This window comes from Thermogladius sp. (genome assembly GCF_049970955.1).
Taxonomy (GTDB): Archaea; Thermoproteota; Thermoprotei_A; order Sulfolobales; family Desulfurococcaceae; genus Thermogladius.
The window spans coordinates 1-14,312 of record NZ_JBMFLY010000001.1 but is presented as its reverse complement, the minus strand read 5'-3'; the positions used below and the strand labels follow the sequence as shown (position 1 = coordinate 14,312).

Here is a 14,312-nt window from a genome sequence, read left to right as displayed (position 1 = left end):
TAGGGGTTACCTCTCGACTGTTTTCCTCAGGTTCTCTTCGAAAGGCGGGTACACGACACCCTTCTCGGTTATAATAGCTGTTACGAGGTCGGGGTCCGTCACATCGAAGGCGTAGTTCAGCGCTTTTACGTTCTCAAGTGTTATGAGTCTCCCCATAACCGTTTTAACCTCCATGGGGTTCCTTTCCTCGATCACCACATCTCTGATACTCGACTTCAGGTCTATTGTACTAGTCGGGGCGGCGACGTAGAAGGGCACGTTATTCCTCTTCGCGGCGAGAGCGATCATGTAGGTGCCTATTTTGTTCACCACGTAGCCCTCGCGCGTTATCCTGTCTGCCCCGACTATCACTAGGTCTACTAGCCCTTTTCGTATAACGTAGCCGGCCATGTTGTCTGTTATCAGCGTAACAGGTATACCCTCCTTCACCAGTTCCCAGACGGTCAGCCGTGCTCCCTGGAGGAGAGGTCTCGTCTCGGTAGCTATCACCTTTATCTTCTTCCCCCTGTACCACGCAACGCGCATTATTGCCTCTGCCGTCCCGAACGCCGACGTGGCTAGAGCGCCTGCGTTACAGTGGGTGAGTATAGTCGCCCCTTCCGGCACAAGATCCGCCCCGTACTCGCCGATTTTAATGTTTGCCTCGATATCCTCGTTTAGGATTTTCAAGGCCTCCTCCGTGAGACTGTCTGCCAGACTGCGTGGGCTTAACCCAGCCGAAGCCATAAGCCTTTTCCTCATCCTCTCGAGAGCCCAGAACAAGTTGTAAGCTGTCGGCCTAGTCCTCCACAGCAGGTCGATGGCCTCATTCAGCTTTTCCACGACGTTGGAGCCGCCCTCCGCGGCTAGCTTATTGGCGTACGCCGCTACGGCGAGAGCGGCTATGACGCCTATTGCTGGAGCGCCCCTTACTTCCATCTCGACGATAGCCTTAGCCACCCTGGCGGGGTCGTTACTGCATATAACCTCCTCTTCGAACGGGAGTTTCAGAGTGTTTATCCAGCAAACCTCGCGCTTGGCCTCGTCCCACCACACGGCCTTGACCGTTAGAGGGTACTTGTGCGTATACATTATAACACCTTGTTAAGTGTAAGTGATTTCGAGAAGACTATTTTAAGGTATGCTCGATGAGCATAGTTGTAAGGGTAGACAAGGGCTCTTGTACAGGTATTGTAGAGGACGGTAATGTTCAAGAGCTCGAGGAGAGGTGGTTTGGGGAGAGAAGCGGTGACGTCCTAGTCCTGAACGTTATTGAACTATCCTACCTGCTGCTGACCGGGAAAGCTGTCGCCGATGTCGAAGGTAAGACCGTGAGGAGTCTTGAAGACCTCATGAAAACGGCTGTGGAGTGCTTTAAGGACTACTCTTGGTCTAACCTGGTCGTTTACAAAGACCTGAGAGACAGAGGGAGAAGAGTCAGAATAGTAGACAAAAATACTTTCATGATGAAAGACAAGCACGGCGATATTAGACTAGTTTTGGTCCTAGAGGAGAAGAGCCGGCTAGGAGTCAAGGACATACTCGAATTCGCAGAGAAGTCTACCAGGAACAACGTGTCCCCTATTGTCGCCGTGGTGAGTCTCCAGGGGGAGGTAACGTACTACGAGGTTCATAAGATCGAGCCCGTATAGAGAGGAGGGAGCTGTACCAGAGTCGAGCCGTTTGACGTGGTTTTATCAGTGAGTATCCCAATTAACATGTGAAGGCCAAGGGACCTACATGGAGGTAGAGACTCTAAACCCCCCAAGAGGAATGAGGGACATTACCGGCGACGAGGCCAAGCTGTACTACACCCTGTTCAGCCTTTTCTCGGAGACGGCCTCGGAAAACGGTTTCGAGCCCATAATAACACCGACTGTGGAGTACTACAGGTTGTTTGAGGTCAAGAGCGGCGAAGAGATTAGGAAGAGCATGTACGTCTTCGAAGACAAAGCCGGTAGACTACTAGCTCTGAGACCAGAAGTGACCGCGAGCGTAATAAGAGTGTACCTCAAGGAGATGCGGGCTAGGCCTAAACCCATTAGGCTGTACTATATCTCTCAGTGCTTCAGGTACGAGGAGCCGCAGAAGGCTAGGTACAGAGAGTTCTGGCAGGGAGGCCTCGAGATCATAGGAGACGAGACCGTAAACGCGGACGTGTCCGCCGCCTACACCGCCTCAAGATTTCTTGACAAGTTAAATCTAGACCACAAATACCTGGTCGGGAACGTGGCGATATACAGGGCCTTCATGAACATGTTCAAGATTCCCGGTGAAGAACAGGATCACATACTCCACTTGATAGACAAGGAGATGGACGACCAGTTGGAGAAGGAGTTGCTCGATAGGTATGGCAGCACGGTGAGGGAGGTCGTGGTCAAGTTGATGAGGGGTACGCTCGACAGCGTCATGAGCCTCGTGGAGGAGTTCAAGAAGGAGCTGGGAGACGAGTACAACAAGGTGGTGAGGGAGACGAGGAGGCTTGAAGACTTCTCCAAGACCCTGTCAGACCTAGGCTACAAGGTGGAGTTCAGCCCCAGACTCGTGAGAGGGCTAGCGTACTATACTGGTCTCATATGGGAGTACAAGGCGACGAGAGGTCTGGAGCAGAGCATAGGGGGAGGTGGTAGATACGACGGGCTCACGAGCGTTTACAGCAATATTTACGAGTATTCCACGGGCCTGGCACTAGGGCTGGATAGGATCGCGCTGATCTTGATGGACTCGAAGGACAGGCTTCTCGCCAAAAGAGGCCTGTCGGGTGTTATAGTGGTCTTGTCAGAGAACATACCTTTGAGTGTAGGGTACGGGTTGGCCAAGAGACTTAGTAGCAAATTCGCCTCGCTCACCGTTCTGGTGACGAGGAACCTCGATAAGGCGCTCAGAGTGTCTAGTAGAGCGGGGGTCGACCTAGCTCTGATTATTGGCGAGAGAGAGTTCAAGGATGGTACAGTGACGGTTAGAGATTTAAACAAGAAGACGCAGGAGGAAGTACCGTTAAAGTCCATCGAAGACTACATAGACACCTACGCTCCCAAGCCTGGTTCAACCTAGCTTTATTAGGTCCAAATTAGAATCCTATCAAGCAGGCCTCGTAACGGTGTTTCTGCATGCCAAAAGTTTACGTGGAGAAGATAAGCAACTACGAGTGGAGGATACCGAGGTCTTACAAGCCCTGCATGAGAACAGACTCTATAATATTCGCTGACGAGTTTCTGCTAGAGAAGATGAACGAGGACTTAACACTGGAGCAGGCGGCCAACGTAGCCTGCCTTCCTGGTATACAGGAGTACGCCTACGTCATGCCCGACGGCCACCAAGGCTACGGCTTCCCAATCGGCGGCGTGGCCGGCTTTGACCTAGACGAGGGCGTGATTAGCCCAGGCGGTATCGGGTACGACATTAACTGCGGTGTCAGAGTACTCAGGACAGACCTTGACGAGGAGGACGTGAGAGGTAGGCTCAAGGAGCTGGTCGACGCGCTATTTAGGAACGTACCGAGCGGTGTCGGCTCCACAGGCAAGATAAGGCTTAGCATTAGAGAGCTGGACGAAGTCCTGGACCGCGGGGTCGAGTGGGCCATAGAGAAAGGATTCGGCTGGAAAGAGGACATGGAGTACATCGAAGAGCACGGCAGCTGGAGGGTAGCCGACTCGAGTAAAGTGAGCAATATAGCAAAACAGAGAGGACACGAGCAGCTCGGCACCCTCGGGGCTGGCAACCACTTCCTAGAGATACAGGTGGTAGACCAAATCTACAACCCCGACATAGCTAAGGTGCTCGGCTTCGACCACGTCGGCCAAGTCGCTGTAATGATCCACACGGGTAGCAGGGGGCTTGGACACCAGGTGGCCAGCGACTACCTCATAATCATGGAGAGGGCCATGAGGCGGTACGGCATCTCTGTTCCCGACAGAGAGCTAGCAGCTGTGCCCTTCAAGAGTAACGAGGGGCAGGACTACTTCAAGGCGATGGCGGCCGCTGCCAACTTCGCTTGGACTAACAGGCAGTTGATAACCCACTGGACACGCGAGAGCTTCAAGGAGGTTTTCAAGAAAGACCCTGAAGAGCTCGGGCTACACATAGTCTACGACGTGGCACACAACATCGCGAAAATAGAGGAGCACGTGATAAACAACAAGAGGTATAAGGTGATCGTTCACAGGAAGGGGGCCACGAGGGCCTTCCCTCCAGGACACCCCGATATACCGGCCAAGTACAAGAACATCGGGCAACCAGTCCTTATACCGGGTAGCATGGGGACGGCGAGCTACATACTCGTTGGTGTTCCGGAGGGGTACAGGACGTGGTACAGTGCCCCTCACGGGGCTGGGAGGTGGCTGAGCAGGGGTGAGGCCATCAGGTCCTACAGCCCTGACCGAGTAATAAACGAGTTGGCGAAGAAGGGGATAGCCGTGAGAGCCGCTACTAAGCGCGTTGTCAGCGAGGAGGCGCCTGAGGCTTACAAGGACGTCGACCGCGTAGTCCTGGTGGCTCAGAAGGTAGGGATAGCTAGCCCTGTTGTCAGGCTGAGGCCTATCGGCGTAGTTAAGGGCTAGGCAGTAGCACGATCGCTAGGAGACTTCCAAATAGCAACAACCCGATTTTTCTGCTCCTGAACAAGCCTACACCCGATATGCTTACTGCTAGTGTAAAAGTGTTGAAGAAGGTTGAGTAGGCGATAACTTTCGCCTGGCCGAAGTCTATCGCGCCCCCGATAGTCTTGGACATCGAGTGCACAAGCGCGTAGGAGACGTACACCACTGCAGGGAAAATGAAAGAGTAGACCATATAGGTCAAGCCCCTTCTCTCGAGCCGAGCTCTAGCGTCGGATATCAGCTCTACAAACCTGAGCACGTAAGACGAGATTTTCTCGTGTTTCGAGGTGTACTGTAGCGGTGCCAGTAACTGGTACATTGCCCTCCGCGCCAAGTCGGGTAGTGCCCCCAGTAGCTGAACGTAGTCGTACCCAAGTAGCAGTACTCTCTTGAGGAGCTTCAGGGGGTCGCTCCTGAACTCGACGTGGTAGAAGACTTGCTCAAGGGGTATTCCGTGCCTCGTCATTGAGAACGCCTCTTCTAGGAAGTCTACGACGTTCTTCTCGATCTCGACCGCTCTCCTAGCTAGTGGGGCGACCAGAACCAGCGCTAGGGCTAGCAACAACATGTGTAGCAGAGTCCACGTGCCCCCTAGCTCCGTGACGAGCGTAAGACCCATTAGAGTTATCGTGGCAATGTGCTCTACTCTCGAGAGTGTTAGAACGTTCTCCGAGACCTTCAGCACTATTGAGTACGAGGCCAGGGCAGCCAGTATAATGGCGGAAGTCAACATCCTCGGATTTACCCCTGCCATCGGTACTACTGATAGAGCTACCAAGCCGAAGACGGCTAGCATTAGACCCTCGTATACGCCCTCCATGAACCTGAGCATGCCCTCAAGCCTGGACTCGAGGGACGACGACACTCTCTCTAGGTACGACTCGACGAACCTCAACGTCTCGCCGCTCGTTGTAGCCACCTCGCTATAGCCCTTCAGGAAGTCCGCGACCATTGGAGAGCCTGCCAACTCCGCCAGTTTCCTCAGGGCACTGTAGTCCTCCATCATCGTCTTTTCAAGGACCTTGAACTTGTTCGCCAGCTCCTTTATGTAACCGCTGGCCTCGACTCTCCCCTCGGCGATCTCTACTAGTAGCCTAGGTAGTCTAAGACCGCTAGTCTCGAATGCGAGGAGGAGGGTCAAGAACTCCATGAACTCTAGCTCGGACACGTTAGACACGGTCGTGAAAAGAGGCCTGGGTCTTTTGATTCTCATAACGCTAGTTCCCGCCGAGCAGGCCCCTACTACGGTAAAACTCGTTGATCATCCGCGCGAGCTCGGCTTCTTCGAAGACGCCGTTCGACACGAGCCTCTCTAGAAAGAGGCTTCTCTCGGTCAGCTCTTTCACGAGGCCCCTTGTTCCCATCCTTTCCGCGAGTCTCAGAGACCTGGACGCCAGCTCCTCTACACCGAGGGGCTTAAACACCCCCCTCTCAAACCACGCGACGTCGACCACGTCGACTTTCTCGGTTATCTCGGATACTCTCGTGACCCTCCTCCCGTAGCTGGTCTGTTCGACTATGATTATTGACCATATGTTGCCGAGGAGGTTCTTCGGTATCGATATCGGGTACGCTGTGAGCCTCTTCAAGACGGAGTCTGGGCTGTCGCCATGAATGGTGTTAAGGACTCCGTGCCCAAGCCTCGACGCCTGGACTAGGACCCTGGCCTCCACCCCTCTCACCTCACCTACCACGATGTAGTCAGGCCTCCTCCTCAAACTGGCCTTGAGCAAACCATACATGTCGATGTTCGTGCTAGGGTCTATCACCGACACTCTCTCTACGAGCGGGTCCCACTGCTCGCTCGACAGGAATAGCTCGGGCGTGTCCTCGATAGTAACGACTCTCCTGTTGTGTGGTATGAGGTTGAGCAAGCCCTGTAGTAGGGTGGTCTTACCCGCTCCCACCCCTCCGGCTACGATGACCCAGCCCTTCGACTCTATCACGAGCCACAGGTACGCCGCTATAAGGCTGTTGAGCACCCCCTGGTTGATGAGCTGCGTTAAGGTCCATGGCTTCTCGGGCCTCTTCCTGATGACGACACTACTACCCTTCCTAGAGATGTCCCCGCCGAAGATGACGCTGACCCTGTAGCCCTCCTTGGTCAGCCCCTCGGCGATGGGAGACGCTAAGCTCACATGCTTCTTGACCTTCCTAGACAGGCTTAACGCAACCTTGTCGACAAAGCCCTCTCTGACGAGCAGGTTAGTCTTGATCCAGCCGTAGTGGCTAATCGCCCTGTGAATTACCCAGACTCTCCTGTCGAGAGAGTTGAGAGACACTTCTTCGACCAAGGGGTCGAGGAGTATAGGGTACAAGGGTCCGTAACCCGTTACTATTCTCGCATAGTGGTAGTAGACTCTACTCACAGACTCCTTTGAGAGCCCCTTCAACCTACCGTCGACTTCTGTCGTCAAACACTCCACGTTTACGCACTCGACGCCCGTGGAGAGCACGTGGCCGAGTACTTCAACCTCGGTCTCGTCCAGAAGCGGCTCTTCCACGAGATAGTAGAGGAAGCCGTCTGCCCCCTCCGCGATCCTGACCTTGACCACACCGCCAACAGTGTACTCCTCGAAAACCCTACTCACTTCTACTTTGTCGTACTCAGTACTAGAGAGATAGTCTTGTACAAGCTTAGAAAAGAAGCTCTTCTGCTTAGAATTCGATTGAGAGAACAGACCAAACGCGAGGAGGTTTTTGATCATGCGAAAAAACACCTAGTAGTACACGGGTACCTTGACTAGATCTGATGCCCCACTACTCCCGTTAGAAGTGTAGTTAACGGATATGTAGACCTGGCTGGAAGCCGCAATGGCGCTCGTGACGGTGCTGTTTAAACCGACGTTGATGGTGATCGTGCTTCCAGCCGGCACATGGTTCGATAGAGAGACCGAGTAGGTGCTACCGCTCGTGTACACGGTAACGCCTGTGATGTTAGCGGGTATATTGCCCAGATTGCTAACCTGTAATGTCAGCATAGACGTTGAGTTTAGCACTACTATCTTTGCGGACACCACCTTTAAGCTGGCGTATTGCTGAGGAAGAGAGAGGTAGTTCATTACATAGTTGTATATCAGTAGCCCTCCAGCTACCGTTATCACTAGTAGTAGGGCCGCCGCTACTAGACCTTCTACGCCCTTCAAGCCTGTACACCCCAGTCGAAAGGAGTGGCTTTAAACAGGTTGTTAAGAATAGTTTTAAATAACTAGGTGGTCGCGGGGTTCAGCGAAACTAACCCCCCTTAGTCCCATAGTTTAAAGACGTCTATTGGTGGATTTACGGAAAGGAAGTAAGGTGGGGATGTTTTGTCGAGCGAGACCGTTGAGAAGTACAAGGCGATCAGCCCAGCGGAGTTCTTCTACAAGTACAAGGAGATAGCCGGCTTTGCCAACCCTGCTAGAGCACTATACCAGACAGTCAGAGAGCTGGTCGAGAACGCTCTCGACGCCACCGACTCGCACGGGATACTGCCCGATATAAAGGTCGTGATCCAGAGGGCTGACCCTGTTCAGGAGTTCTACAGAGTAACCGTCGAGGACAACGGTATAGGTATACCGCCCGATGTAGTGCCAAACGCCTTCGGCAGGGTGCTGTTCAGCTCGAAGTACGTCCTGAGACAAACAAGAGGAATGTACGGGCTGGGCGTTAAGATGGCCGTCTTATACGGGCAGATGACTACCGGCAGACCGATCGAGGTGATCACGAGCAAGAGGGAGTACAGGAGGATCTACTTCTTCAAGATAAGGATAGACATTAACAAGAACGAGCCCGTGGTACTGGAGAGAGGTAGCTGGAGGAAGCAGAGAGACTGGCACGGCACAATAGTTTCCCTAACGATCGAGGGGGACTGGGGTAAGGCCAAGGCCAGGATAAAGGAGTACATCAACAGGACTGCTACTGTTACACCTTACGCTAACATAGTCATGTACACACCCGACAACGAGGTAATCCTGTACAAGAGGGTCATAGAGACTATGCCTAGACCCCCAAAGGAGGTCAAGCCGCACCCCTACGGTGTGGACTTGGAAATGCTGAAAATGATCATAGAGTCCAGTAAGGAGCCGACGATACTCGAAGTGCTGGTCGAGAACTTTCAGAGCGTAGGCGAAGTAACCGCTAAAGACCTCTTGTCGAAGGCGGGTATAGACCCGTCCTCAAACCCGAGGGACTTGAAGGAAGACGACCTCCTCAGGCTGATCAACACGATGAAGTCGTACAACCAGTTCAAACCCCCGTCAAGCTCGGCTATATCACCCCTGGGTGTTGAGGTCATAAAGGCGGGGCTCACAAGGATGTTCGAGCCGGAGTTCGTGGACGCGGTGACAAGGAAGCCGTCGATCTACGAAGGGCACCCGTTCATAGTAGAGGCGGGGATAGCCTACGGTGGTAAAGTCCCGCTCAGCGAGGCCGACAAACCAATTCTACTTAGGTACGCGAACAAGATACCGCTACTGTACGACGAGGGTAGCGACGTGATAACCAGCGTCGTTAAGGAGGATATTGCGTGGGACAACTACATGGTGACTTTCCCAGCCCAGCTGGTGCTACTGGTACACGTTTGTAGCACGAAAGTGCCGTTTAAGGGCGTCGGCAAAGAGAGTATAGCGGATGTACCCGAAGTCCGTAGGGAGATCAAGCTCGCCATCTCAGAGGTCGCCAGGAGGCTCAGAGGGTACTTAACGGCTAAACAGAAAGAGTTGGAGGCGCAGAGGAAAGTAGTGCACTTAGCCAAGTATATACCGGAGATCGCGAGGTCTCTCGAGGTAATATTCTCCGGTGACGGGTTTGACAAGGACACCATTGTTAAGAGACTCGTAGGGATTATATCGGCTAAAACAGGTATACCGGAAAACAAAATCAACGAGGTGATCAGGAGCGTCGAGATAGGTGCTTAGGAGGGACGTCCATGTCGAGTGTAGACGTTAGAGCGAGAATGAACGCCATAAGCATACTGAAGGAGAAGTTCAAGATCATATTAGACCAGATACAGAGGGGCGAGAAGCCGACCCTAGTCATGCCCAAGAGGGTCCTGTCCAACACTATCTACGACGAGAAGAACAAAATGCTCCTTCTAGGCCCCGACGTCCTCAGGAGGTCGCTTATCGACGTAAACGAGGCCAGGAAGTTTATGCAAACCCTCTTAATGGCCTCCATAATATACGAGGCACTAGTGAACAACGAGTACCCCACTATACGTGACTTGTACTACAGGGGTAAGCACAGCATAGGGTACAGGGACGTGGACGGGAAGCTGGTGCACGAGAACACCTGGGACGAACAGAAGGAGTCCGACAGCGTCATACGAGACCTGGAGGTCTTCATGAACGTCCTGAGAGAGGAGATGCTCATCCTAAGCAAGGAGAAGGGGAAAGTGGTAGGGAACCTCGTGATCAAGAGCGGCGATGACACGATAGACTTGAGCAAGATGGGGCACGGGGCCTACTCGATCGAGCCCACCCCCGACCTGGTGGAGTTCAAAGACGTGGACGCGGAGTACGTGCTGGTAGTCGAGAAGGACGCCGTATTCCAGCAACTCCACAGGTACGGGTTCTGGCGGAAGTACAGAGCCATACTAGTCACGAGCGCCGGGCAGCCCGACAGGGCCACGAGGAGGTTTGTTAGGAGGCTCAACGAGGAGCTAAAATTACCTGTCTACGTGTTGACGGACAGCGACCCCTACGGTTTCTACATCTACAGCGTCTTCAAGATAGGTTCTATAACCCTCTCCTACGAGAGCGAGAGGCTCGCTACTCCTAGTGCTAGGTTTATAGGCGTCTCCATGACGGACGTCTTCGGTGACGAGGTCTTCCGCGAGGTCCTAGACGAAGTTAAGGAGGTAGGCGGGTTCACTAAAACCGCCTTCGGCAAGCTCAAGAAGAAGAAGCCCTACTTGTCGGAGAGCGAGAGGAGGAACTACGTTATAAAGGCGAAACAACGCGACATCGAGCGCGCGGTGGAGCTCGTGGGGTACGACGTCGCCGACAAGTGCGTAGAAAGCTCCGAGCTCAGGTCTAAGCTCAAAAAGAAGGAGGGTCTTACGGGCTACCCGTGGTTTAGAACTCCGGACTGGGTCAGAGAACTTTGTATATTCTTCAAGACCCTGAACAAGCTCGAGATAGAGGCGATGGCTAGCAAGGGTCTAAAATTCCTCGCTGATACGTACATACCGAGTAAGATAGAGGGCGGCGACTGGATAGACTAAAACACAGGTGTAACTCCCCTCTAAGTTAAGGCTTCACCCACCCGGCGTCCCGTGCCACGGGCTGTCCTTCCAGACGGCGTCCCACAACTCCTCCTCGCCGAACTTCTCCTTCACAGCCACCTTGTCGTGTATATCGAGTAGGAGTGTGTGGTGCCTCCTCTCGTCGTCGAGTATCGCCGCCAGTATCAACTTAGAGTAGGGCTCCTTACTCTCCTCCAGGAGTTTCTTAGCCTTCGCGATCATCTCCGCCTCGGCTTGTATATGCTTGGCGATGCCCTCCCTGATATACTCCAGCTCCTCTTCCGTTAAGAACGGTAGCCCACCCCTTGCTATCTCCGCTAGAGCCTGGTACATCAGCGAGTGCTTCAGGGAGTCTTGCGCAACGCTCTCTATCAAGGCCTTGAGTAGCGGGTGCCTGAACTTGCTCGTTATGGACTTGAGCTCCTCGGCGTACCTCTTCTCTACCTCGGAGTACTCCTGGAAAAGTCTCACGAGGTCCTCCAACAAGACCACCACCATTAATATTGTGGACGCTAAGAAATAACGTTTAGCCTAGGACAGAATGAAAGTTTCGGCCAGCTCTACCCCTCTTTATTAGAGCTTAATATGGTGAGGTCATCGAAAGTGATTATAACAGGCTTAAAGCCTATAGACGACCTCTTGAACCCGGTCGGCAGGTACTGGAGTATAGAGTTCTACGGGGACTCCTATGTTCTAGATTACCTGTTTCACAGGTCTATAGCCATACAGAGTAGGCGGGGCCAGGTCTACGTAGTTGTCTCTCTAGAGTTCGGAGGTATCAGGACAGACCTCATAGAGGCGTTTTGTAGGGTCTTCGACTGTAGACTGACGGCTGTGAGTATTAGCAGGGCTTTCAAAACAAGAGATGTCGTACGCATACTAGAGAGCCTAATAGGTGTAAGAGACTCTACGGTCGTCCTTCTGTACCCCTACAACTTCCTAGGAGACGACCCCTCGACCTACTACGAGGCCACCGAAATATCGGGGCTTATAAACAGGGTATCGGCGGAGAACACCGTCCTCATCTTTAACACAACGACGAGGTTCGGGTCGAGGATGCCGGAGGGCGGTAGTATGCACCACCACGTAGTTGAGGTTATACTCAGAGTCAAGAGGCTGGGAAGGAGCGTGGTGGCAGAGCTCGTAAAACACCCCGCGAAGCCCACCGGCTTGAGGAGGCTCTTTAGAGTCGAGCTACTCAAGGAGAAGGCAGCCCCCGTCGACACTGTTAGCTTACTGAACTGGGTGAGGGTGAGCTGATTGGGTAGGACAACCCCTTCTCTCAAGGAGCTCGTCGACAAGTACCTGGAGAGGTGGTCTAGCCTACTACCACTACTAGACCCCTGTACTAGGGCTGCAGTCAAGGAGGTTCTCGAGAGGGCTGATTATTCGGCCTCCCTATTGTCGTACAAGGGCGTCGTGGACCCCTTAGAGCCTCTTGTTTTCCATCTCCTACTCGTAATAGCGGAGTTAAAGGCGGAGTATGAAGGTAAACATTGTAAGTGAGTGTAACAGCGAAGAGAGAGGGCTATGGATCCTAGACGCAAGACCGTCGCCTAGTGGAGGTGTGGTCCTAGAGCTATTCGACGAAGGCTCCGGCCTGGTCAGGGAGCTGCCGGTCGACCTGCGCTTCTACGGTTACATAGAGGCGCCCGACCCTTACGCTGTATCTAGAGAGCTTGTCTACGAGGGTATAGTAGAGAACGCGTGGGTCGAGGAGTGGTTTACACCACCCTACTATAGGAGTAGAGAGGAGATAGTGGTCTTCTCCGTCAAGAGCTTGCACGAGCTGAGAAGGATCACGAGTACCGCCGAGAAGAGGGGCTTGAGACCAGTCAACAAGTACCCTCACCCGCTGGTGGAGTCCCTGTACAAGGGGGGTGTTAGACCTCTAACCAGGGTCTGCAAGGCCGACAAGGGTTTGACCATAGCTTGGAGACCTAGCGAGAGAGACCCGGGTCTCAGGAGCATGGTCGTGGACGTCAGGAACGGGGCCTACATAGTCGGCGGTAAGACCCCCATTAAGTTCTATAGCGTGAGGGATCTAGCGGCCTACATAGCTGAGCACCGGCCACTACTAGTGTTCACCGAGCCCAGCGTTTATCTCAGGCTCGTATCGATGTACCCGGAAGTGAAGGAGTACGTCGGGAAGTGGGTTCTAGGAGGCGCTTTCAGCCCCCACGAGTACTTCGAGTGGTCAAGGCTGACTTTCACGCCGCTAAGCCTCATGAACAACGTTACGATAGGTAGATTACTGACCACTATCGAGGTACTCGCGTCTAGAGACTTGAAGTACATCGTCAGGAGAGACCACTCTAGGCCCGAGCCCTTTAGGCGGATAACAGACCTGATACTGCTCGACCGTGGAGGCGTGGTCTTTAAGCCTAGGCCGGGCCTTTACTGGGGGGTGTGCCAGGTCGATTTCAAGAGCCTCTACCCGTCTATCATCGCCAAACTGAACATCTCGGGCGAGACTGTGAACGACCCCGGTTGCGGTAGCAAAGTAAGCCTAGACTACGCCGCTAAAGAGGTGTGCGTGGACAGGAGAGGGGTCGTGCCCATGAGCCTGGAGAGACTGCTAGAGCTGAAAGAGCTCTACGAGCAGCTCTACAAGGCTACAGGCGACGAACTGTACTATGAAAGGAGGAGCGCTGTTAAGTGGCTTCTCGTCGCTAGCTTCGGCTACCTAGGCTACAGGAACAGCTTGTTCGGCTCTATAATGGCGCACGAAGCTGTCACGGCTACGAGTAGAGAGATAATGAAGAGAGCCTCGGAGGAGGTCGCTAGGAGAGGCTACAAAGTAGTACACGCCATTGTAGACAGCCTGTTCATAGGTGGCGTAGCTGACGCGGAGTGCTGCGCGGAGCTGGCCGCGGCCATAGAGAGGGCTACGGGTTACAAGACTAAGGTGGAGGCCTACTACGTGTGGCTGTACCTCCCCAGAGAACTAAACGGTAGCAGGGGTGTAGCCAACAGGTACTACGGGCTACTCCACGAGGGGGGTTTGAAGATAAAGGGTGTACTAGCCGTCAGAAGAGACACCCCCGAGATCGTGAGACAGGCAGAGCTCGAAGCGTTGAGTAAGTTGGCCGAGGCGAGAGACCCTTTGAGCATGGCCGAGGCTCTCAGCACCGCCTACGACGTCGTGAAAGACTACGAGAGGAGGCTGTTAGAGAACGTCGACGTTAGGCTCCTCCTCATGACCAGGTCTAGGCGCGCGAGAGGCTCCTACAAGAGGCCGCCCAGGTACGTCCTGGAAGGAGACGGCGCGTCGCACCAGCTAATCGCGCTGAAGAGCGGTCTCGCCGTCTACGATGAGAGGGTCAGCGCCGAGGACATAGACCTCGGGTACTACCTGAGGTTGCTCGAGAAGGTGAGGAAGGAGCTACCTACGCCGGAAGACGTCTTTAGCGCGTAAGGGGTTCAGGTCTTATATTGGTTTACGGTGGTTGAAGTCATCCCCTCACCCCTTCTCCCCCGCATCCCTCTTGGGTTTGCATCTGGCTTGG

Annotated in this window: 13 protein-coding genes; 8 read left to right on the top strand and 5 right to left on the bottom strand. The window is 53.7% G+C overall.

The genetic code is table 11. The annotated features are described in order from the left end of the window. Positions 1-6 precede the first annotated feature (6 nt). Positions 7-1,071 carry an S-methyl-5-thioribose-1-phosphate isomerase gene (gene mtnA / locus ACP5VX_RS00065; RefSeq protein ID WP_428723863.1) on the bottom strand — a complete coding sequence of 355 codons (1,065 nt, stop codon included), beginning with the start codon at positions 1,069-1,071 and terminating at the stop codon, positions 7-9. A 56-nt stretch (positions 1,072-1,127) separates the two neighbouring features. Here mtnA and ACP5VX_RS00060 point away from each other — a divergent pair, with 56 nt between their 5' ends. The 3 genes from ACP5VX_RS00060 (at position 1,128) to ACP5VX_RS00050 (ending at position 4,538) form a co-directional block, all read left to right on the top strand. Beyond that, positions 1,128-1,631, top strand: coding sequence for an endonuclease (locus ACP5VX_RS00060; protein WP_428723862.1), 504 nt, complete (start codon positions 1,128-1,130; stop codon positions 1,629-1,631). A gap of 88 nt (positions 1,632-1,719) precedes the next feature. Next, positions 1,720-3,033 (top strand): histidine--tRNA ligase, encoded by a 1,314-nt coding sequence (gene hisS, locus ACP5VX_RS00055; protein WP_428723861.1) that lies wholly within the window; start codon positions 1,720-1,722, stop codon positions 3,031-3,033. A 56-nt stretch (positions 3,034-3,089) separates the two neighbouring features. After that, a complete protein-coding gene (locus ACP5VX_RS00050; RefSeq protein ID WP_428723860.1) occupies positions 3,090-4,538 on the top strand; it encodes an RtcB family protein in 1,449 nt (482 codons plus the stop codon). On the opposite strand, the gene ACP5VX_RS00045 is transcribed toward ACP5VX_RS00050, so the two are convergent. Genes ACP5VX_RS00045 through ACP5VX_RS00035 form a run of 3 tightly spaced genes read right to left on the bottom strand, consistent with a single transcriptional unit; the run spans position 4,528 to position 7,723 of the window. Continuing rightward, positions 4,528-5,745, bottom strand: a complete 1,218-nt coding sequence (locus ACP5VX_RS00045; RefSeq protein WP_428723859.1) for a hypothetical protein — start codon at positions 5,743-5,745, stop codon at positions 4,528-4,530. The genes ACP5VX_RS00050 and ACP5VX_RS00045 overlap by 11 nt on opposite strands. A gap of 49 nt (positions 5,746-5,794) precedes the next feature. After that, a complete protein-coding gene (locus ACP5VX_RS00040; protein ID WP_428723858.1) occupies positions 5,795-7,285 on the bottom strand; it encodes a type II/IV secretion system ATPase subunit in 1,491 nt (496 codons plus the stop codon). Positions 7,286-7,297: 12 nt separating this feature from the next. Continuing rightward, entirely contained in the window at positions 7,298-7,723 is a 426-nt protein-coding gene (locus ACP5VX_RS00035; RefSeq protein ID WP_428723857.1) for a hypothetical protein, read from the bottom strand. Positions 7,724-7,885: 162 nt separating this feature from the next. On the opposite strand from ACP5VX_RS00035, the gene ACP5VX_RS00030 reads away from it, so the two are divergent. Both ACP5VX_RS00030 and ACP5VX_RS00025 read left to right on the top strand, forming a co-directional pair. Continuing rightward, complete coding sequence (locus ACP5VX_RS00030) at positions 7,886-9,475, top strand: DNA topoisomerase VI subunit B (protein WP_428723856.1); 1,590 nt, start codon at positions 7,886-7,888, stop codon at positions 9,473-9,475. A gap of 11 nt (positions 9,476-9,486) precedes the next feature. After that, positions 9,487-10,782 (top strand): DNA topoisomerase IV subunit A, encoded by a 1,296-nt coding sequence (locus ACP5VX_RS00025; RefSeq protein ID WP_428723855.1) that lies wholly within the window; start codon positions 9,487-9,489, stop codon positions 10,780-10,782. Positions 10,783-10,815: 33 nt separating this feature from the next. On the opposite strand, the gene ACP5VX_RS00020 is transcribed toward ACP5VX_RS00025, so the two are convergent. Beyond that, positions 10,816-11,301, bottom strand: a complete 486-nt coding sequence (locus ACP5VX_RS00020; RefSeq protein ID WP_428723854.1) for a ferritin-like domain-containing protein — start codon at positions 11,299-11,301, stop codon at positions 10,816-10,818. 87 nt (positions 11,302-11,388) lie between these two features. Here ACP5VX_RS00020 and ACP5VX_RS00015 point away from each other — a divergent pair, with 87 nt between their 5' ends. The 3 genes from ACP5VX_RS00015 to ACP5VX_RS00005 are packed head-to-tail and all read left to right on the top strand — an operon-like array spanning position 11,389 to position 14,221. Further along, positions 11,389-12,063, top strand: a complete 675-nt coding sequence (locus ACP5VX_RS00015; RefSeq protein WP_428723853.1) for a hypothetical protein — start codon at positions 11,389-11,391, stop codon at positions 12,061-12,063. After that, positions 12,064-12,309, top strand: a complete 246-nt coding sequence (locus ACP5VX_RS00010; protein ID WP_428723852.1) for a hypothetical protein — start codon at positions 12,064-12,066, stop codon at positions 12,307-12,309. It abuts the gene before it with no gap. After that, positions 12,287-14,221, top strand: coding sequence for a DNA polymerase domain-containing protein (locus ACP5VX_RS00005; protein ID WP_428723851.1), 1,935 nt, complete (start codon positions 12,287-12,289; stop codon positions 14,219-14,221). Before ACP5VX_RS00010 ends, ACP5VX_RS00005 begins: the two co-directional genes overlap by 23 nt. The last annotated feature ends 91 nt before the right edge of the window (positions 14,222-14,312 follow it).

Excerpts from the sequence above, each read along its gene's own strand:
- ACP5VX_RS00015 (WP_428723853.1), top strand. The coding sequence starts at position 11,389 with ATGGTGAGGTCATCGAAAGTGATTATAACAGGCTTAAAGCCTATAGAC.
- mtnA (WP_428723863.1), bottom strand. The coding sequence starts at position 1,071 with ATGTATACGCACAAGTACCCTCTAACGGTCAAGGCCGTGTGGTGGGAC.
- ACP5VX_RS00040 (WP_428723858.1), bottom strand. The coding sequence starts at position 7,285 with ATGATCAAAAACCTCCTCGCGTTTGGTCTGTTCTCTCAATCGAATTCT.
- ACP5VX_RS00020 (WP_428723854.1), bottom strand. The coding sequence starts at position 11,301 with ATGGTGGTGGTCTTGTTGGAGGACCTCGTGAGACTTTTCCAGGAGTAC.
- hisS (WP_428723861.1), top strand. The coding sequence starts at position 1,720 with ATGGAGGTAGAGACTCTAAACCCCCCAAGAGGAATGAGGGACATTACC.
- ACP5VX_RS00050 (WP_428723860.1), top strand. The coding sequence starts at position 3,090 with ATGCCAAAAGTTTACGTGGAGAAGATAAGCAACTACGAGTGGAGGATA.
- ACP5VX_RS00005 (WP_428723851.1), top strand. The coding sequence starts at position 12,287 with ATGAAGGTAAACATTGTAAGTGAGTGTAACAGCGAAGAGAGAGGGCTA.
- ACP5VX_RS00025 (WP_428723855.1), top strand. The coding sequence starts at position 9,487 with ATGTCGAGTGTAGACGTTAGAGCGAGAATGAACGCCATAAGCATACTG.
- ACP5VX_RS00060 (WP_428723862.1), top strand. The coding sequence starts at position 1,128 with ATGAGCATAGTTGTAAGGGTAGACAAGGGCTCTTGTACAGGTATTGTA.